This window comes from Mesorhizobium sp. WSM4817 (assembly GCF_055811135.1).
The window spans coordinates 50,601-70,840 of sequence record NZ_JBVVQQ010000025.1; the positions used below are offsets into that span (position 1 = coordinate 50,601).

Here is a 20,240-nt window from a genome sequence, read left to right on the forward strand (position 1 = left end):
GAGGCCCTACCGACGACGACGCCAAAAGAGAAGCAGGTCTGACAGCATTGACCGCGACGGGGACATCCCAAGCGTCCAGAGAGGCGCTGATGCAAGAATCATGCGTCCCGTTGTCGTGCTCGTATCGATAGGTGTGTCAACGATGCGAAGACCGACATCCTTGGTGCCAAGCCTTTCGATGAGCGCCAGCACTTCGCGGGTTGTGCGCGCAACGCGGTACGGCTTCGTGACCGCAATCACGTCTCCTCTCCTGGCACAGGCGATCGCCCTCTCCAGCTCCGGCGTCGAACCGAATATGCTAGTCTTCTCGTAGAAGAAGTTCTCGGCTCCCAAGCGGGCAAGATAAAGCTTTTGCGCCTCCAGCCTGGCAGCGGGTTCGAAGGTGTTGATACGACAGTAGCCGATGATCATCGCCTTGCCCAATCGTAAGAAGCTTTCAGGGAATGGGATGCAAGGGGCCCGACAAGCCGCTGACGATCTGCGAGCCGCGGTTGGTCACTCCCTTTGTCTTCCTCCCCCTTCACGGAAATTCCGATGTTGGACCGCAATCCGGAGGGGTTCGCGAGCTCCAAATATTGCTTTGCAACACTATGAGCATCGAACTGTCTAACCCTCTCGCGGGCACCCGCCGACAAACGCGACCAAAGGTCATCATCGTCCAGCACCGCCTTCAGCGCTGCGGCCATCGCCTCGGCCTGTGGTTCGACCACTGCTCCATTCTCGCCATCCGCGAGCAGATCCCGGCTGAGCCTTGAAGACCCGACGATGGGCGTGCCGGTGGCGATCGCCTCCATCACCGTTGCCGAGGCGACAGGGACGGTATAGCGCGTGGGGAAAGCGGCGACGCGAACGCGGCTGTGTAGTTCGCGAACGCGTGCTCCCTCTGCCATCCCGAGAAGGACCACGTGCCGCCTTATCGGTTCAGGAAGAGCATCGACCGCCTCGCGCACCGGTCTTGTTATGTCACCCGTCACGTAGAGCCGTACGGAAGGGTCGTTGAGGGCGCCGAATGCCCGGATCGTCGCCTCCGGCACCTTGTAGGGCGAGGTGCCGGCATGGAGGATTGCCCGCTCGCGCTCTGCCAGCCCACGAGACGCATATGACTGGCGATCGATGCATTTGGGAATTTTCAGGATTTGGTCCCTTGGCAGCCCAAGATCTCGCACCAGTTCCTCCTGAAGCTCGGTCGTGGAGGCGACGACGTAGTGGCAGCGCCGCATGCTCGCGCGTCGAATGGCTCGCCATGCTGCCGCAAGCGCCCCTTTCCGTCTCTCGAGATCGTGAACGATCTGGACGATCGTGCCACGCAGCGGTAGCGGCACCGTCTCGCTGTGGATGACAAGGTCCGGCCGGAACCGATTGATGATACCGATCGCCCGCAGCCATGCCGCGACTGAGGCCGGTCCGGTCAAAGGCGTGCGGCTCAATCCGATTATCGGCAACTCGAGGCGAGGCGAAAGAAGTCGCTGAAATTTTGCGGGGCTTTCGAAGGTGCCGACCACGATCTGCACCTGGTGCCCCAGTTCGAGCAACGCCTGGGCAAGTGCCACAATGAAGATGCTCACACCATCAGGTGAATCCAAAGGTTCGCGCCGGGTCAAGACAATGCGCATTCGATCAAACCGTCACAATAGGTACCTGCGGGCGGCCGCAGCCTCCCGTTGCACCGTGTTTCGGCAATGGAAGCAAAAGAGGACCTCTCCGAAGTATGCGAGGGGCGGCAGGATCGATCCTCGGGGCAATCGATAAACGAAAAATGGGGAGTACCCCGGCCCGCACTGCGCTCGTTGACGCGTGAAGCTTGGTCTGCCCTATGGGCAGCCCTGGTCGGTTCCTGCCGGCGCATGTTCCGGCCCACCTCACGACAGCGCCGCGAAGGCCCGGATCGGGCGCCTGACCAAGGGCTCATAGATGGCCATCAGCCGATTGAAGTTTGCTTCGGGCGTGTACTGCTTCTGATAGGCGGCATAGGCCCGGCCTGCCACTTCCTCCAAGGCAGATCGGTTTGAAAGCGCCCAGCGCACCTGATCGGCCAACGCGCCGGCATTGCCGACAGGAACGACAAGGCCGGTGACGTCTGGCTCCACGACCCCTTTGATCCACGGCAGATCCGAGCAGATGACCGGCAGCCGGCTTGCGAAGGCCTCGATGACTGTCATGGGAAACAATTCATACCCTTTCGACGGAAAGAGCAGGAATGCTGCAGCCTGCATCTCCTTCAGCACCGTCTCGCGCGACTGACGCCCGAGATATTCCACGCGCTCGCACGCAGATTGCTCGACAAGCGGAGCCAACGGCCCGTCGCCGATGATCCGCAGCGGATAGTCGATCTCCTTCCACGCCTCGAGCAGCGTGGCCACTCCCTTGTGGTGCTCATCCAGTCGTCCGACGAACAGCCCTCCATAGCGACGAAGGTTACCGAAGATCGGCGGCCTGGCAACAGCGTTGGGCTTGACGACGATGCGTTCGGCCGGCAGGCCGCCTTCCACAAGCTTGCGCCTGGCCCAGTCGGTGAGGGCAATGAAGCGCTCGACCTTGCGGGACCAGGTGCCGGCTCTCTTGTGAAACTCGACCATTGCGGCAAGGGCGAGCGTGCCCGCCAGGGAATTCCTGTAGACCTTCTTCGGAACAGTCCACCAGCAGGCGTGGCGGAGACTTCGCTCCCGAAGCCTCTCATCGGGATAAAGCAAGGCACTGGGACAGAGGATCCTGAAGTTGTGCAAGGTCATTACTGATGGCACGCCGGCCTCGCGGCACGCATCCAGGATGGAGGGGCTCAGGAGAGGAAAGAAATTGTGGATATGGACGACATCCGGTGAAAATTCCGCCAATTTTCGGGACAGTGCCCGCCGTGAATGAGAGTTGTAGACAACCCCCAGGGCGGTAGAAATCTTCCGCGCGACCCGCACGATATCGTCATTCGTGGCGGAGAACAGCTCGACCTCGACCCCATTCTGCTTGAGGCACGCGAGCTCCTCCCGAACCACGCTGTCCTCTCCGGCCCTTATCTGGTAGAAATTATGAACCATTAAGACGCGCATCGCAGTCCGCCCGTCCGAATCTCAATTCGGCATCCCGGACGCCCGTGGCGACGACGCGACGGCTCCGGAAAAGTCGACCTTTGGCAGAACGACCTCCACAACGTCGCCGGGCGCAAGCCCGAGATCTTCGCTGCCGGGGAGCGTCTCGGCGCCCTGCTCTCGCTTTCTATGGACTGTTATCTCGGGCCGACCCGCGGCTATCAGTAAGGTGGATTGCGCTTGACCTGTAAGCGCCAGCTTCTGCGCGGTACCCTCAAGACGCGCCGAGATCTGGGCCAGATTCATATAGGCCTCCTGTAGCTCTCCCAAGGCCGCGATTTGTCGTTCACTGTCGATCTTGTTCATCTGTCTGACATATTCGCCGCGCTGGCGCTCGATGTTCGATGCCTGGACGATCGTATCGAGCAGTTGGGTTGATGACATAAGCACCGCTCGACGGGCTTCAGATAGGCGCGTGGTCGGCGCCAGGCCCTTCTGAAACAGCGTCCTGACGCTCTCGTAATCGTCGGCGTCGGCCTGGCTTCCCTCTTCGTCCTTCTTCTTCTTTTCAGACAGGAGCCCCAGTTGCAGGTTAGTCTCCTCGACAGCACGTCGCAGAAGCTCCTTGTCCTTTTCACTGTCTGACAGACGAGCTTCGATATGCGCTGTTGCCGTTTGCTTCAATCGTTCGGCGAGCGCCTCAGGCACCGGCACGTTCTTGACATGTTCGACTTCTTCGCCGAGTTCGGTGCGAAGGCGCCAAATGCGAGCCTGTTCCGTTGCGAATTGCGCCCATAGGGCTTTGTACTCGGAACGGAAATCGGCCGCTTCCATGAGCGGATTGGCGATGCGAACCTGGGCAGCGCTGTAGCCACCCGCAACCGCCACAGCCTGTCGGACGGTCATACCCGGCCGGAAGATGTACTCTCCCGGCTTCGCCACATCACCATAAACATAGATGGGCCGGTATTCGGCAAGCGAAACAAAGACCTGGTCGGTCTGGATCAGGTGCGTTACTTCACGGCCGTCCGCGGTCCCCCGCTGATACTGCTTGCTGGCGAGACTGCCAGCGATTATTTCCTGCGCTTGTTGAATGGAAAGGCCGCTGACTTGAACCGCTCCAACCAGCGCCAAGTTCACTTCGCCGTCCACTCCGATCAGCAATCGCTGCCTGAAATCCGGAATACCAGGGACCGATACTTCCAGCGTATCTCCGGGCTGTAGAGTGTAGTCGGCAAGTGCCGCTGTCGGAATCAGAGCGATGGCGCCAGCGAACGAAGCGAGGCGGGTCGAAGCCATGGTCATCGACAGCGCCGACAACAAGGATCTCAACAGCTTCATGGGTTCCCCAACGGGTTGCCCCGTATCTCTACGGGCGACTTAGCACGGGTTTCTCCGGCGCGGGCGAACCTGCGCATTGGATGGCCCTATGCTACCAGAGGAGGCATAGCCGAGGCCGAGGCAAAATGGCTGGCTCGCTGGCTCTTTCGAGGCACTCCTCATGGAAGCGGCACGGCGCCGCCGCATGAGCGGGCACATCAGCGGACGGCTCTCCTGCTCCTGCCGCGCCAAAATCGGTACAACGCGATCCCCTTCTGCCGAGACCGATAGCCCGCCGATGTCGGGTGGGCCGCATCCATGTTCCGTCAGATGTATGAACAAGCGCAATGCTGCGTTCGACCCGGTTCAACTGGAGGGGGTTCCACAGCCAAGGCCGGAACGCTGGCGCGAAGTGCAATCAAATAGCCGTATGAGAAACCAACTCCCACAATCTGTACAGGGCTCTCCAGGACTGGATTGACGAACATGGCGAGGAAAATCGTGATGAAGACTGTGGACGCATGATTGCGAACACCGCGTGGCAGTCGATTTGGCGGGAAGGCCACCAAAATGGCAGACACGATCAAAATGAAACCAATGACCCCCGTCCGCAATATGGCTTGAAAGAACGAATTGTGAATTCCTGTCGAGAGTATCTCAAGCATTTTGGCATGCGTAATATTCCTGGTGTCGGGAAGAAAGGTAATATCCTCGAACCCGGGAAACTCATATCGCCATCGGACCGATTCCTTCCCAAATCCGATGCCAAATCCGTATGTATCCGCAAGGGATGCGAGTGCGTCCGAAATGAACTCGAGTCGGATCCCGGAGTTCGGGTCCAGAGCAAAGGTTTGAGGTATGAAGTTCAGCCCGACGGCACAGGCCGAAGTCAGTGCGGCCGCCAGAGCTGCGGCCATCAACCGGCCGGGCACGCCAATTAGAATGACGATCATCGTGGCCGCGAGCACCTTGAACTGAGCCAAGGGGCTGGCGAGGGCTATTCCCAATAAGAGCAAAATGCCGCCGTATCGGCGCCAGTCGTTCGTCAGAAAAATACCGCCTGCAATGAAAAACATGGCAATGACCATGTTATTGATCAGCGAACCATAAAGAATCGGTATCGTGGCTTGCGGAGATGCGCCCTGATATTGCACGTCCTGCTGAAACATCACCGCCGGCGCGACAACGAGAGACAGGAACAGGAAAACGGGTGCACCAAAAAAAGCATTGCCGCTCATCAGCCTGCGGCGGAAATAAGCCTTGGATGCCCATGCGACGGCGAAGAATCCTACAATCGGGACGATTTGCCTTATGACTGCGTCTTGAAGGAAGTGAACCTGCCAGGAATCCGGCATCAGCCCGTATCTGGACAGCAGGGCAATGAAGAGGCAGAAGGCGGTGTAGACCGCCAGCAGACGAGGCGGCACCGTCTGCCGCAGCACGGCATAGGCCAGACAGACGCCGACCGGGATCACTATGAAGAAAGGGCCAAGCAGGCGCAGGGATATTGCGAGGGCGCAGGCCAGCCAAATGCCGGAGAGAAAGAGGGTGTAGTCGAGCACGTCAGGGGAATGGCTGCAAACGAGGTCGACCGGCTCTGAACCCTTCCCGCGTGACAATGTCGCCGGCGAGGTCATGGCCTGTATTCCCGGTTAGGACTGAAAGCCGCACGGTTGATCCTGGTCAAAATTACTGCCGAGAGTTTCTCTGCAGGGATGATGCGCAGGATTCCCTCGAGGTGGTCCGCGAAAGTGCGGCGTGCCTTCAGCACCAGGAGGACCTCGCTGATGACGCCCATAGCCGCTTCCAGATCAGCGGTGCGGTCGGTGCTGTGAAAATCAACCACTATACAACTGTATTCTTGCTGCAGATGCTGGAGTGCAGCGGAGATGGAGAGCGAGGCATTCAAGTCGGAGATTGACCCCGTGGGCCTGAGAACCAGAACTTCCAGCCCTTCCTGATCCGCGGGAATGGTGGCAAACGCCCTGGCGAGCTTGCGACCTGGCTCCGCGTTCAGCATTGGCTGGTCCATTGATGGCTTTTGCCAATTGGCATCAACGAGCAGTGTCTTTTGCCCGGTCGCCGCAATGACCCTTGCGAGATGAACCGCCACCGTGGAGCTTCCGGACTTGCCGAGGGGTGAAGCAACGCCGATTACAAATCCGGCTTGGCGGCCCTGAACTCCGCGCATCCGGGTGGCAATCTTGCTCACTTGGCGGCCCTGAACTCCGCGCATCCGGGTGGCAATCTTGCTCAGCGAGCTGTGAAGCTCGGGAGCGTCCTTTGAGTAGACGGGCTGCAAAGACTGCTCGCATGGCCCCACGACATTCCACCTGCGGCGGGGAATTCTGGGGATCCCTACAATCCGATCGAGGCCGGTCGACCTGTGCACATCCTCGACCGTCATCAGGCGGTGGTTCATTGCCTGCCTGATCAATGCATGACCAACGCCGGCAACCCCACCGGCCATAGCGGAGAGCGCTACCATCAGGACCGTTGGCGGCCAACTGCGTTGGCGAGGCGGTTCGGCCGCGGTGATGACCCTTGCGCTCGGGATCAGCGACGAGGCGCTAAAATCGGAGTGGGTCCGCTGCAGAAGGGCATTGTAAAGCGAGCGATAAACCTCGGCCGCGCTCTGCTGCTCGCGGAAAAGGACTCTTGCGCTCTCCGCAGATTCAGGGTCCGATGGGAGTTTCTTCGGTGATTCAGTTACAAAAGCCTTTTCCCGAAGTTCCGCCAGCCGCTTGTGCAGATCAGATGCTTCTTCCGCGCGAGCCGCCTGCCGGCGTTCGCGCTGACTTCCGATGTAACCGCCTGCGATCGCGTTCGCGAGCATGGCCGAGAACTGAGGATCGGAAGAGGTGACCCCGATCTCGACGGCGCGGGAGGAACCTAGCTGATGAACGGAAAACGCGCGCCTCACAAGGACCATCGCCTCATGCCGAATATTTGGCTCCGCCGTCGGCAGTTCGGTGCCGAAGAGAGACGCCAATTGGCTCCGCACATAGCTGGAGATCCGCGCGCGCAGGCTGTCATCCATCACAAACTCTTCGTCTTCCGCTAAGCCAGTGTGGTCAACAACGCGTCCGACGACCTCGTCCGACTGAATGACCTGTATCTGGCTCTCTACATAGACCCGCTCATCTGCCTCAGCTTCGCCCGGTTGCGAAGCGGGCGGAGATGAAAGGAGGATTGTCGCATAGGCGGTGTAATATCCAGGCGAAAGGACCGCATAGGCGCCGCCGACACCAAGGCTCACAACTATCCAGAGGAGGCAAAGGCGCCAACTGCTTCGAACAAATCTCAAGATGTCTTTCGCGGTCAGCTCGTCGCGATCCTTAGGGGGGATCGGCTGATGAGGCGACCCCGACGGCTGAAGGACAAAGTGATCAGTGGCGAACATACTATGCTCTCCTACGACCGGAAACGATCCGCGTCGTGCTCCAACGGCGCGGATTGGGACGCCGGCGGATATCCTCGCACCCGGCCTGCGTCGCAAGCCGCCGCCGTGCAAAGGGCGGCCGCTCCGCCAATGAGGAAGAAGCCGGCTGAAACCACCAGCACGACGACTTCCTTCGCCACCAGCGCATAAACAATGGCTTGCTCCGCCACGACGAAAGAGAAAAAATATGTGGCCACCAGGAATACTAGCAGACCGGATACGTTAAGGACGGCCCATTCATTTTCATAGCCGTAACTAAACATGAATATATTTGCTGTGAATGTATTTATGTTCATCAGTAGTGGTATAATTGCCATTGCGCGCACGATAGGTATCGCCCCTGAAAATTCATCTCCGAAGAGGATCAATATTATATACGGGGCAACAAAGTACATTCCAATACTCATCGCCGCTCCGCCTGCTACGGTGAATAGTGATATCCTTATCAGTCGTATCCCGGCAGCCGGGTCGACGTGAGCGTAGTATGAAACCCTCGGTATGAAGGTATCCATAAGCAACTTGAAAAATACCCGCGCGGCTAATAGGAATTTTTCGGCGACAGAATATTGTCCGGCTGCGACATAACCTTCGAAATGCCCGACAAGGGCGACGGGGAGGGTGAAGAGGGCAGTCTCCACGGCTAAGAAGAGGCATCCCCTCCAGCCATTGCGCAGCTGCATTCCAATCGTCGAAAGCGTCACGGACCTGAAGCCGCCGAACCCAATCGGCAGGATGAAAGGTAAGCAGATGACGCCACTGACGACGGGAACTGCGCTCTGGATGGCAACGGCGAGCGCGACCTGGTCAGGTGATGCGACCATGGCGACGAAACAGACGAGCGCCAGAACGCGAGCAACAACCACCGCGACGGCCGCCTGCCAGGCGCGTTCCAGGCCGACGAAGAGCCAGGCCGGAAAAATAATGCTGCCGGCGGCCGAGAGCATCGCGCACAGGAATGTCGGCCTACTGAGCGCCAGGACGTCGCCGGCCAGCACAAGGCCAACCAGGCATACGGCAACGAACAGCACTGCCTTGGTGGCCATGACCTGAGCAACGAGTGACGCGATCTCCGCCGGCTCGTAACGAAGGGAAGCAACCCTGCGCTGCGCGGTCCAATGAAATCCATAGGCTACGACGGAGGCAGCGAGTTGACCGATGGCGAGCGCATACGCGTACTGCCCGAAACTCATGGGTCCGAGGACACGCCCGGCATAGGGCAAGATGATCAGCGGCTGCAGGACGTCGGTGACATGCAGGACAGCCAGACTGGCGGCCTGTTTGCTCAGAGTCATGGTAGCCTCCAGTCAGGTGCCTGTCGAGGCAATGCAAACCACACCGTCCAGATATGGGCAACGCCGCCTCCCAGCAGCAGCGCCGAAGAACAGCCGCCCGTGAAGGAGTTGGGGCAGATCAGCAATACGGCGGTCCGAGTGTGTTCACTGGTTCCGCCTCCCTCTAACCGTCACGAAGTCTGTGCTTGGGAAGCAGAGACGCCTGCAGCAAAGCCAGGATGAACAGGCTGTTCGTCACGAGATACCTGCTCGCCAGGCGGCGGGGATCCTGGAAGAGCCGGTGCAGCCATTCCAGCCCGCTCTTCTGCATCCATTGCGGCGCCCGCTTGACGTCTCCGGCGTGGAAATCGAAAGCTGCTCCTACCCCCAACATGACCGCATTGATCCGGCCGCGATGCGCCTGCATCCAGCTTTCCTGCTTGGGACATCCGAGCCCCACCCACACGATCCTCGCACCGGACTGATTGATCATTCTGACCACTGCCTCATCCTCCTCGGCCGACAGAGGGCGGCGCGGAGGTGAGTAAGATCCCACGATGTTTATGCCGGCGAACTCGGTTCGAATGCACCCTCCGAGACGCTGGAGGGTGCCCGGGCTGCCGCCGTACAGGAACATTGCCGTGCCGAGTTCCGATGCCCTCCGGCAACAAATCCACATCAGGTCCGGTCCGCTGATGCGCGGCTGATCCGCGTGTCCCTGCCGCCTCAGCATCCACGCCACCGGCGCTCCATCCGGCGCGACAAGGTCGGCGCTATCCATCGCTTCGGCATGGGCGCGATTGCGGCGGGCGGTGACGACACTGTGGACATTGCACAGGAAAACCGTTCGGCTCTCCCGCCGTAGGGCCCAGTCGAAGACACAGTGGACTGCCTGCGCCAAACCCAGGGCGTGCACGGGTACCCCAAGCACTTGCTCGCGCAACTGTCCCTGATCGATCGCGTGTCCCTGATCAATCGCGAGCTCTGTCATGCCACAGCCTCGATTGCTGCAATAGGTGAGCCATCATCACAGCGTGCGAGCACTTCGAGTTCAATTGCTATTCCGAACGGGAAGCTGGCGGGCGGCGCGCTCACCGGAGGTAGCTAAAAGGAATATCCTTTGTTCTCTCCGTGGTGCCGAAAGAGCGCATGAAATGCGCAGCCCGTCGCGCCGTCAAGCAGGAGGTAAAGCCCCATCACCGCGGGCTTGCCTACGGCATTGTTGTCGGGCGACACCGTGACGATCTTGACGCCGATATGGCCGCCTGCCCACGTGCCGGCCGCAACGGAGAGAACAAGGGATATTCCTTTTAGGTACGTCCGATGGGCGCCGCCCACCAGCTTCCCGTTCGGAATAGCAATTGAACTCGAAGTGCTCGCACGCTGTGATGATGGCTCACCTATTGCAGCCAATCGAGGTGACAGAGCTCGCGATCGATCAGGGAGTGGTGGGATGTTGCAAATGTTCGCGGATGCCCTCTGGTTGCAGCCTAAGGAATTCACGCAGGATTATCTGGCATCGCTGTGCATCGCATTGGCGCAGATCGATACGGATGCCGTGCAGGAGGCGATACAGATGCTGCGCGCCGTACGCGATGCGGGCGGCACAGTCTTCGTCGCCGGCAACGGCGGCAGCGCAGCGACCGCCTCCCACTGGGTCAATGACCTCGGCAAGGCCACGAAGCGCTCGGGAAGGCAGCCAATCCGGGTCATGGGCCTGACAGACAACGTCTCCTGGATGACGGCGCTCGGCAATGACGAAGGCTACGAGCGTATCTTTGCCGGCCAGATGGAGAACTTCGCCAAGCCGGGTGACGTGCTCATAGTGATTTCAGCCAGCGGGAACTCGCTTAATCTCGTGCGGGCAGTCGAACTCGCTCGCGAAAGGAAGGTAGCCACGATCGGCATTGTCGGTTTTGACGGCGGCACGCTTAAAGAGCTCGTCGATCAGTCAGTATGGGTGCGGTCTGAAAAAGGCACCTACGAACTCGTCGAGGACGCCCACGCCGCGATCTGTCATGCCATCACGCGATACCTCGTCGCCGACCGACCGGAGCGCGGTCAATGAATATTGTCCTGCCGAGCTCTCCCTGCCTGCAAAAGGCAGATGTCGAGGGCCGCACCTACAGCCGGCCGCGCCAGGCGGTCATCCTGGCCGGCGGGCGTGGCACGCGCATGCGGCCGATCACACTCGACCGCCCGAAACCAATGGTGCCGGTGCTCGGCCGCCCTTTTTTGGAATACCAGATCGAACAGCTGCGGCAGGAGGGGTTCGAAAGAGTTCTTCTTCTACTCGGGTATTTGCCCCATGTGGTGATGGACCACTTCGGCGACGGCAGCAGGTTGGGCCTCAGTATCGAATATGCCGTCACCCGTCCCGACGACCTCACCAGCAGCCGGGTATCAAATGCCCGTCACCTCATAGATCCCTGCTTCCTGCTGCTGTATTGTGACAATTACTGGCCCATGCGCATGGAGCGGCTGTGGCAACGCTTCTGTGCGGCCGGCAAGCCTGGAATGATCACGGTCTACAGCAACAAGGACGGCTATTCACGCGGCAGCGTGATCCTTGATGCGGACGACAATGTGACCGTCTTCGACCGGCTCCGCTCCACGCCCGGGCTGCAGGGAGTCGAGATCAGCTATGCCATACTGACCGATCTCGCCCTCGAACTCCTGCCCGACGAGGACACCCTCTTCGAGGAGGCCATCTACACGCCGCTCGCGACGCAGCATCGCCTCGCCGGCTTCGTAAGCGAGCACCGCTATTACAGCGTGGGCTCGATCGAGCGTCTACCCGCGACGGAGCGCTTTATGAGGCGCGAAAAAACCATGCTTGTAGATAGGGACGGCGTACTCAACTGCAGACCGCCACGGGCTCAATATGTGTGTTCATGGGACCAGTGGGAGTGGGTTCCGGGTGCAAAGCAGGCGTTGGCCCTTCTGAACGAGGCCGGCTACCGCATAGTCGTCATCTCGAACCAGGCAGGGATAGCGCGCGGAGCGATGACCGCCGCTGATCTCGAGGCGCTTCACCAGCGCATGTGCGCCGAGTCCGAAGCCGTCGGCGGCAAGATCGCGGAGATCTACCACTGCCCACACGGCTGGGACGACGGCTGCGACTGCCGCAAACCCAAACCCGGCATGCTGTATCAGGCACAGCGCGACTTTGATCTCGACCTCACACGCACACTCTTTGTCGGCGATGACGATCGTGACCGTCAAGCGGCCGAAGCCGCGGACTGCCTATATGCGCAAGTAAGCGAGCAATGCTCGCTTCTGGACCTCACCCGTCAACTCCTTTCGAAAGCGGAGCAGGGCAGACATGAATGAACCAACACGCGTTCTCGTCACCGGACACAATGGATATCTCGGTTCTGTCATGGTGCCCGTGTTGCAGACGGCGGGCTATGAGGTGGTCGGGCTGGACATGGGATATTTTCATGCGTGCACCCTGGGAGCCGACAATACCAGTGTGCCCGAGATCACAAAGGATCTGCGCGCCATCGAACCCCCGGATCTCCAGGGCTTTGACGCACTGATCCATCTGGCGGCACTCTCGAACGACCCGATCGGAAATCTCAACGCGGATTGGACGAGACAGATCAATGCGCAAGGGACAGTTCGTCTGGCCACGATGGCCAAAGCGGCCGGCATTCGGCGGTTCCTATTTTCCTCCTCCTGCATCATGTATGGCATGTCGAAAGCCGCCGTCGTCGACGAAACCGCCCCGCTGGCGCCGCAAACAGAGTACGCAAGATCGAAGGCTGTTGCCGAAGAAGCGCTGCGCGCACTGGCGGACGACCGGTTCTCGCCCGTCTATTGCCGCAACGGCACCGTCTATGGTCTCTCGCCGCGAATGCGCTTCGACACCGTGCTGAACAATTTCATGGGCAGCGCCTTCACAACTGGACGTGTCGAAGTCCATAGCGATGGCACGCCATGGCGGCCCGTGGTTCATGTCCAGGATGTCGCGCGCTATTTCAAATTGATGCTGGAGGCGCCGCTACAGGACATCCACAATGAGGCGTTCAACATGGGTGTTGAAAGCCTCAATCTTCAGGTGCGCGAGATAGCAGAGATCGCCGTTGAGGCCGTCCCCGGCGCGCAGCTCACAATGACACCGAAGCGGGGCGCGGACCAAAGGACCTACAAGGCGGACTTCAGCAAGTTCTCACGGACTTTCCCGGATTTCGAGTTTCAGTCGACGGCGCGAAAGGGAGCGCAGGAGCTTTACGAGGCGTTCCGATCGATCGCACTTAGATTTGAAGACTTTACGGACAAGCGCTTCACGCGGCTGCGCTGGCTCGATCATTTGCTCAAGGCGGGGATGCTCGATGATCAACTGCGCTGGCGAACCGCACAGCCGCGTGTTGCCTAATTTTCATTCCGTTGATTTTCGTGAGGGCAAAATATGGAACAGCTAGACGATACCAAAGCCGTGGGGCGCCGCTCAGGACTGGACCTTCCGACCATCATCGACCGCGCTGCACAGCGTCTACCGTCTCTCGTCCTGACGCGCACTCCTTTGCGCGTCAGTTTTGCTGGCGGCGGTACCGACCTGCCCGATTTCTACAATCGCGATTGCGGCGCGGTCTTCAGCGCGGCAGTGGACAAGTACATCTATGTCACCGTCAAGCGTCACAGCGAGATCTTTAATGAACCCATCCGCTTGAACTATTCACAGACAGAGCAGGTAAACACCATTGGGGAGATCAAGAACAACATAGCTCGCGAATGCCTGCATTTCCTGGAGATCGAACCGCCGATTTACATCTCGACGGTCGGAGACATGCCGGCCTCGACGGGCATGGGGGGGTCGAGCTCGTTCACGGTGGGACTGCTCAACGCCCTGCATGCATTCCGGGGAGAACGTGTCACCCCTGGCCAACTCGCCGAAGAGGCATGTCACATCGAGATGCACATCCTCAAGGAGCCGATTGGCAAGCAGGACCAGTATGCCGCCGCGTTCGGGGGCATGAACCTGTTCCGCTTCCAGCCTGGCGGCGCGGTAACGGTCGAGCCGCAGCGGGTGCGCAATGGCGCCGTCGAACATCTCTTCAGCAACCTGATGATGTTCTGGACATCGCATCAGCGACCGGCCAGCTCCGTGCTGGCAGAGCAGAAGGCGAACACGTCAAGCAATCTCGATACGCTCAGGCGGATGCGGGACGACGCCTTCATGCTTCAGGAGATCTTTTCGGAGCCCGTCATCGACATAGAACGCTTCGGTGCCGTCCTTCACGCAGGGTGGGAGATGAAGCGGAGTTTGGCGTCCCGCGTGAGTAACGCGGCGATCAATGGGCACTACGACCTCGCCAGGGACGCAGGTGCGGAAGGCGGCAAGCTGTGCGGCGCCGGCGGCGGCGGGTTCCTTATGTTCGCGGTCAAGCCGGAACGCCGGGAAAGCGTAAGACGCGCACTTTCACACCTAGCCTATGTGCCTATCGGCTATGAAGTCCATGGCTCGCGGCTCTTGCATCCGGCGCAAGTCTAAATGCCGTCCCGCGATCGCACAAGCGGATCGCCGGCGCGAGCAACCATCAAGGAGAGCGTCGGAGATGCGACCCGACGTGACATTCATTTGATCAATGGATCTACGATGGTTTTCACAAAGACCGATATTCCCGGCGCCACCCTGGTGGAACTGCAGAAATTCGAAGACGAGCGGGGCTTTTTCGCGCGCGGCTGGTGTTCGCGGGAATTTGCCGAGCAGGGACTTCCGGATCATGTCGTGCAGATGAATATTTCATACAACAGGCACAAGCATACACTGCGCGGCTTCCACTACCAGCTGGCTCCCCATGGTGAGGACAAGATGCTTCGCTGCATCCGGGGCAGCCTGTACGACGTGCTGATCGACCTGCGGCCCGAGTCACCCACCTATAAGCAGCACCTCACTGTGGAACTTTCCGCGGCGAACCAACGGATGCTGGTGATACCGAAGGGCTGCGCGAACGCCTTTCTCACCATTGAGGACCACACCGAGGCCACGTATCTCGTCTCCGAATTCTATGCACCGGCAGCCGAACGCGGTGTTCGTTGGAACGATTCTGCTTTCGCCGTGAAGTGGCCAGTGGATGAGCCGGCGGTGATCTCAGATAAGGACCGGACTTGGCCAGACTACGCCGAATGACCTTTCTCGGCGACGAACTTGCGGGAGCGCTACAGAGGAGACGCAAATGTTCATCGTCGACAGGGAGTTGGAGTTGCTCCAGGCTGAGGGGCGTCCAATTCGCGTGGGTATGGTGGGGGCCGGTTTCATGGCCCGAGGTATCGCGATGCAGATGCTGCGATATGTTCCGGGCATGGAACTCGTAGCCATTTCCAACAGACACGTGGAAAAGGCGCGAGAGGCCTATGCCGCTGCAGGCGCGGACGATGTGACGGAGGCGACCAGCACCAAAGCGCTTGAGGATCTCGTGGCCCGCGGCCGCCGCGCGATCACGGCGGACCCGATGCACATTTGCGAGGCCGAAGGCATCGACATCGTCGTCGAGGCGACAGGCGCGATCGAGTTCGCTGCCCAAGTCACAATGTGCGCGATCCGGCACGGCAAGCATCTCGCCCTGATGAATGCCGAACTCGACGGCACGATCGGCCCAATCCTGAAAGTGTATGCCGACCAGGCAGGCGTGGTCCTCACCAATGTGGAGGGGGATCAGCCGGGCGTCATCATGAACCTCTACCGTTGGGTCAGGGGCCTGGGCATACGTCCCGTGCTTTGCGGGAACATCAAGGGCCTGCACGATCCCTACCGAAATCCGACGACCCAGGAGGGATTTGCCAAGAAGTGGGGGATGAAGGCCCCGATGGTCACCTCCTTCGCGGACGGCACGAAGATCTCATTCGAGAACGCCATCGTCGCCAACGCCACAGGCATGCTGGTGGCCAAGCGCGGCATGTACGGGCCTGTGGTCGAGCCCGGGACCCCGATCCAAGAGGCGGTCGGCTGGTATCCGCTCAATCAGCTCCTCGAGGGGCCGGGGATAGTTGATTATTGTGTCGGCGCCATGCCTAACCCCGGCGTCTTCGTTCTTGGCACCACAGAGAATGCCGTCGAGAAACACTATCTGTCGCTCTACAAGATGGGCCCCGGGCCGCTCTACTGTTTCTATTGGCCTTATCATCTGTGTCATTTCGAGGTCCCCTTCACGGTGGCGAGGGCCGCGATCTTCCGCGATGCTGCGATTGCGCCCCTGGGCGCGCCGACCGTTGACGTTGTGGCCGCCGCCAAGCGGGACCTTAGTGCCGGAGAGATCCTCGATGGCCTCGGACATTACATGACCTATGGCCTCTGCGAGAACGCGCCGACGGTGCACGCCGAGCGGCTTGTGCCGATCGGGCTCGCCGAGGGCTGCCGACTGCTGCGCGACGTCAAGCGCGACGAGGTGCTCGGCTATGACGACATCGAGCTTCCGATAGGGCGGCTGTGCGACGGACTGCGCCGGGCGCAGGATCTTATCTTCTTCGGCAGCTCTGCCGCGTCACCGCAGCGCGAGGTTCTTACAACCGCTTAGTTAGCGGGATGTTGTGCAGACCGAGCCCGAGGAGGTTCGAGATGGCCGAACCGATGGCGCGAACGCTATCCGACTTCCATTACCTGAAGCATGCCGCCGCGCTTTGCCTCCTCTTTGTGGGTACGACTTTCCTGGCCCTTAACCCGGATTGGATCGACAGGCCCCTCGTAAAGGCCATTAACACCGTAGCGAGCAATCAGCCCTTCGCCAGCCGGCTCGCTTTCGGTGCCGTCTACCCAACAACCGAGGGCGCTATAGTTGTGTCCTTGCTTTGGTATTGCTGGTTCGCCCATGACAGGCCGGAATCGAGGGCAAGGCTGGTGAGCGGCGTCTGCGCAGCTGTCCTCGCGGCGCTCGTCGCGCATTTCCTGCAGGGCACTCTGCCGACGACGCCAAAGCCGATTTTTGACGCCGCACTTGGGCTTCATATCCCGGAGGTTCTGGGCGACGCTGCCGTTCTGCGCTCAGCGCCGTTCGCCGGCAGCCCCGGGTTCCCCAGTGAGCGAGCGGTTCTGTTCGCGGGTTTAGCGATCGCCATTCTTCTCGTTCGCTTCGAACTCGGACTCCTCGCCCTGGCCTGCACCTTGGTGATAGAGCTTGCGCGAGTCTACTTGGGGCTGCATTACCCGACCAATGCTCTGGGTAGCCTCGCCTTGGCCGCGACCCTGGCATGGCTAGCACAAACGCGCCCGAGCCTTGAACTCGGCGCCTTGTTTCTCCGGTGGGAGCGCGGCGCCGCACCAAGCTTCTATCTGTGCAGCTTTCTGGTCTCATACCTTGTTATTACGTTTCAGGACTTGCGCGAACTTGCCAAAAGGCTTCTCCAGTAGGAACTGGTGTGAAGGCGGCCAGGAAACGTCATCTTGGCCAAGCAACAACAATCATGCTGAATGGTTCGCAACAGCGGCGAATTACCACAATGCAACGGATCAAGAAATATGCATCCGGCAGCTGGATAAGGCTCCCCATACGGCTTCCACTGGCCCCTATTACCTCTGCCATTTCGAGTACCCACTACGTCGCGCGGCCGCTGTTCAAAAAAGCCCGATCGCTCCGCTCGGCGAAGCCCAGGGTCAATTTCGTTCGAACCGCGAAGGCCCGCCCTCCCCTGCGTTCAGCTCCGCAACGAACAGGATCACCACTTCTTCGGCCCCACAAGTAGCCGGCACGCAGCCCTCGGACAGGGGCATCGGCGTAGGGACTCGTGAGCCGGCGATCGCAGCGGGGCGGCTACTTCCTATGCAGCGGGGCGAAGACGTTGGCCGAGCCCAAGGCGACGCTCCCGCAGCATCTGTTACGAACGCCGAGCGATGGGGATTACCTCCTTTTGCTGGAGTGCCTGCCACAATGACACTCTGCTCGCGGGAGGGAATTGATGTAAAATTCACAGGGCGATAGCCCCTCCGCGTTAGGCCAGACTGAACCCATCTGGCGCTCTTGTCCATTTTGGACATGGTGAGGACGGCGCAGTCAAGCGGAACAGCTACTACGAATAAGCCAAAGGCACTATTGATGTACAATCCAGATTGGCTCCGGTATTGTAAGCGCGTTGTAAGAGCGGCCTTAGGCTTCGATCATCTTCTCCGGCCCGAATGCTTTGTTCCTACACAAAAACTCGGCTCCGTATATGGAGGTTGGGTGGTTGCGGTCGAGCCTCTTCTAGGAACTCCCACCCCTATTGTTCTTTCCTTTGGCTTAGGGGACGACATTTCATTTGATCAGGAAATCAGCAAAGTATTCGGCGCAAAGGTCTTTGGGTTTGATCCGACTCCGGCCAGTCTTGACTGGATTGCCGCTCAGGAATTACCCCCCACTGTGCGGATCTACCCGCTGGGAATATCTAATTTCGACGGGGAGCAGACGTTTGCTGTGTCCGAAGACGATACACGCAGCAATTTTTCCACGAAGATGGTTACAGGCAAGAGCATTATCTGCAACGTGAGGCGTTACTCTACTATCCTGGATATGCTCGGACTGGCAACTATCGATGTGCTGAAACTCGACGTTGAGGGGGCAGAGCACGACATCCTTCCACAGGTGCTTGGATCTGATGTCTTACCGAGACAGATTCTCGTCGAGTTTCACCACTGGTGGCACCGCACTCCGGTGGAGCAAACGTACCGAACAGTAGAAGCGATAAAGGGCCAGGGGTACACCCTGTTCCATGTTTCTCCTGCGGGCCACGAATTGTCATTTTTGCTGACGCGATAACAAGCCTTACGAGAACTTTCGACAACCCGCCGTCGGTGGCGGGGATCGTCGGCAACAAGCGCCCCGACGCCACGCTTGCCAGGTGACCCGAGATGCAGGCTGGACGCGAACATTTCTCAGCCGGCATGGCCCGCGCCGCACTGATCAGACGACCCACATGTTCGGCATTGCCGACGGCAGCATGGGCGGCAAGCAGCTCGCGGAGACGGGAAGTAGCTGTGACGGGCATTGAGCGATGGGATTACCTCCGTTTGCTGGTGTGCCTCCCACAATGACACTCTAGTCGAACAAAGCGCTTTCGCCTTTCATTTGAGGAGTGTGGGGGCGGACCGTCGGTCGAGGTCGCCACCACAGCCCTCAACGATTGGATGGGACACGATGACAGATCGCATTGCGCTCATAACTGGTGTGACCGGTCAGGACGGTGCCTATCTTGCCAGACTGCTGCTGGAGAACGGCTATACTGTCCACGGACTGAAACGCAGATCCTCCTCCTTCAATACCGAACGCATCGACGACATCTACGTCGATCCGCACGAACCGGACGCACGCTTCTTTCTCCACTACGCCGACCTGACCGATGCGACCAATCTCATTCGTATCATTCAGGAGACGCGCCCTACCGAAATCTACAATCTTGCGGCCCAAAGCCATGTCCAGGTAAGCTTCGAGACGCCGGAATATACCGGCAACGCCGATGCCCTTGGCACACTCAGGCTGCTTGAAGCCATACGCATCCTGAAGATGGAAGAGCGGGTGCGCTTTTATCAAGCGTCAACCTCCGAGCTGTTCGGCAAAGTCCAGGAGGTGCCCCAGACGGAGAAAACGCCGTTCTACCCGCGCTCTCCCTATGCGGCGGCCAAACTCTATGCCTATTGGATCACGATCAATTACCGTGAAGCGTACGGAATGTTCGCTTCCAATGGCATACTGTTTAATCATGAAGGCCCCACGCGCGGCGAGACGTTTGTGACCCGCAAGATCACACGTGCGGTTGCAGGTGTCGAGAGAGGCTTTCAGTCCACCCTCTATCTTGGAAATCTGGACGCGAAACGCGACTGGGGGCATGCTCGCGACTATGTGGAGGGCATGTGGCGGATTCTTCTGCACGCCGAGCCTGACGACTTCGTCCTCGCCACGGGCGAAATCCATTCGGTGCGCGAGTTCGTGGAACGTGCCTTTCGGGCAGTCGGCCGCGCCATCGTCTGGGAAGGTAAGGGGGTGGACGAGATCGGCCGGGATGGCAAGACAGGAGAGATCCTCGTCCGAGTCGACCCACGGCATTTCCGTCCGACGGACGTCGATCTCCTGATGGGAAATCCGGCGAAAGCCCGCTCAAAGCTCGGCTGGTCGCCTAAGACGACGTTCAGCGACCTCGTGGCGGAAATGGTGGCCGCCGATCTGAAACGTCTGGAGCGAGAGACCTGGCACATGGACAGTAGCGTCTAGAGTGGGC

17 protein-coding genes and 1 pseudogene are annotated in these 20,240 nt (G+C 59.6%); 9 read left to right on the top strand and 9 right to left on the bottom strand.

Going from position 1 to position 20,240, the window contains the following annotated elements; translation table 11 throughout:
* Window positions 1-6: 6 nt before the first annotated feature.
* The 9 genes and pseudogenes from AC0L2K_RS27470 to AC0L2K_RS27510 form a co-directional block, all read right to left on the bottom strand.
* A complete protein-coding gene (locus tag AC0L2K_RS27470) occupies window positions 7-411 on the bottom strand; it encodes a recombinase family protein (protein ID WP_287237972.1) in 405 nt (134 codons plus the stop codon).
* Window positions 408-1,601 carry a glycosyltransferase family 4 protein gene (locus tag AC0L2K_RS27475; protein WP_287363525.1) on the bottom strand — a complete coding sequence of 398 codons (1,194 nt, stop codon included), beginning with the start codon at window positions 1,599-1,601 and terminating at the stop codon, window positions 408-410. The genes AC0L2K_RS27470 and AC0L2K_RS27475 overlap by 4 nt, the downstream gene beginning before the upstream one ends.
* Before the next feature lie 258 nt (window positions 1,602-1,859).
* Window positions 1,860-3,041 (bottom strand): glycosyltransferase family 4 protein, encoded by a 1,182-nt coding sequence (locus AC0L2K_RS27480; protein ID WP_473532878.1) that lies wholly within the window; start codon window positions 3,039-3,041, stop codon window positions 1,860-1,862.
* A gap of 21 nt (window positions 3,042-3,062) precedes the next feature.
* The gene (locus tag AC0L2K_RS27485; protein WP_287237975.1) at window positions 3,063-4,361 is read right to left on the bottom strand and encodes a polysaccharide biosynthesis/export family protein; all 1,299 of its coding nucleotides are present in this window, start codon (window positions 4,359-4,361) and stop codon (window positions 3,063-3,065) included.
* Between the two features lie 305 nt (window positions 4,362-4,666).
* Window positions 4,667-5,977 carry an O-antigen ligase family protein gene (locus AC0L2K_RS27490; RefSeq protein ID WP_287237976.1) on the bottom strand — a complete coding sequence of 437 codons (1,311 nt, stop codon included), beginning with the start codon at window positions 5,975-5,977 and terminating at the stop codon, window positions 4,667-4,669.
* Entirely contained in the window at window positions 5,974-7,743 is a 1,770-nt protein-coding gene (locus AC0L2K_RS27495) for a Wzz/FepE/Etk N-terminal domain-containing protein (protein ID WP_287237977.1), read from the bottom strand. Before AC0L2K_RS27495 ends, AC0L2K_RS27490 begins: the two co-directional genes overlap by 4 nt.
* Before the next feature lie 11 nt (window positions 7,744-7,754).
* Entirely contained in the window at window positions 7,755-9,074 is a 1,320-nt protein-coding gene (locus AC0L2K_RS27500; RefSeq protein WP_287237978.1) for an oligosaccharide flippase family protein, read from the bottom strand.
* Window positions 9,075-9,237: 163 nt separating this feature from the next.
* Complete coding sequence (locus AC0L2K_RS27505; RefSeq protein ID WP_287237979.1) at window positions 9,238-10,044, bottom strand: WecB/TagA/CpsF family glycosyltransferase; 807 nt, start codon at window positions 10,042-10,044, stop codon at window positions 9,238-9,240.
* A 170-nt stretch (window positions 10,045-10,214) separates the two neighbouring features.
* Window positions 10,215-10,337 (bottom strand): annotated as a pseudogene (locus AC0L2K_RS27510) (bifunctional Delta(1)-pyrroline-2-carboxylate/Delta(1)-piperideine-2-carboxylate reductase); the annotation flags it as partial.
* A gap of 178 nt (window positions 10,338-10,515) precedes the next feature.
* Here AC0L2K_RS27510 and AC0L2K_RS27515 point away from each other — a divergent pair.
* The 9 genes from AC0L2K_RS27515 (at window position 10,516) to gmd (ending at window position 20,233) form a co-directional block, all read left to right on the top strand.
* Window positions 10,516-11,121 carry an SIS domain-containing protein gene (locus tag AC0L2K_RS27515; RefSeq protein WP_287237980.1) on the top strand — a complete coding sequence of 202 codons (606 nt, stop codon included), beginning with the start codon at window positions 10,516-10,518 and terminating at the stop codon, window positions 11,119-11,121.
* A complete protein-coding gene (locus AC0L2K_RS27520; RefSeq protein ID WP_287237981.1) occupies window positions 11,118-12,386 on the top strand; it encodes an HAD-IIIA family hydrolase in 1,269 nt (422 codons plus the stop codon). The genes AC0L2K_RS27515 and AC0L2K_RS27520 overlap by 4 nt, the downstream gene beginning before the upstream one ends.
* Window positions 12,379-13,434 carry an NAD-dependent epimerase/dehydratase family protein gene (locus AC0L2K_RS27525; RefSeq protein ID WP_287237982.1) on the top strand — a complete coding sequence of 352 codons (1,056 nt, stop codon included), beginning with the start codon at window positions 12,379-12,381 and terminating at the stop codon, window positions 13,432-13,434. The genes AC0L2K_RS27520 and AC0L2K_RS27525 overlap by 8 nt, the downstream gene beginning before the upstream one ends.
* A 33-nt stretch (window positions 13,435-13,467) precedes the next feature.
* Window positions 13,468-14,550, top strand: coding sequence for a GHMP family kinase ATP-binding protein (locus AC0L2K_RS27530; protein WP_287237983.1), 1,083 nt, complete (start codon window positions 13,468-13,470; stop codon window positions 14,548-14,550).
* 105 nt (window positions 14,551-14,655) lie between these two features.
* A complete protein-coding gene (gene rfbC, locus AC0L2K_RS27535) occupies window positions 14,656-15,189 on the top strand; it encodes a dTDP-4-dehydrorhamnose 3,5-epimerase (RefSeq protein WP_287053154.1) in 534 nt (177 codons plus the stop codon).
* A 46-nt stretch (window positions 15,190-15,235) separates the two neighbouring features.
* Complete coding sequence (locus AC0L2K_RS27540) at window positions 15,236-16,573, top strand: NAD(P)H-dependent oxidoreductase (protein ID WP_287237984.1); 1,338 nt, start codon at window positions 15,236-15,238, stop codon at window positions 16,571-16,573.
* Between the two features lie 41 nt (window positions 16,574-16,614).
* On the top strand, window positions 16,615-17,403 hold the full coding sequence (locus AC0L2K_RS27545; RefSeq protein ID WP_287395952.1) for a phosphatase PAP2 family protein: 789 nt from the start codon (window positions 16,615-16,617) through the stop codon (window positions 17,401-17,403).
* Between the two features lie 808 nt (window positions 17,404-18,211).
* The gene (locus AC0L2K_RS27550) at window positions 18,212-18,784 is read left to right on the top strand and encodes an FkbM family methyltransferase (RefSeq protein ID WP_287237986.1); all 573 of its coding nucleotides are present in this window, start codon (window positions 18,212-18,214) and stop codon (window positions 18,782-18,784) included.
* Window positions 18,785-19,162: 378 nt separating this feature from the next.
* The gene (gene gmd, locus AC0L2K_RS27555) at window positions 19,163-20,233 is read left to right on the top strand and encodes a GDP-mannose 4,6-dehydratase (RefSeq protein ID WP_287342005.1); all 1,071 of its coding nucleotides are present in this window, start codon (window positions 19,163-19,165) and stop codon (window positions 20,231-20,233) included.
* The last annotated feature ends 7 nt before the right edge of the window (window positions 20,234-20,240 follow it).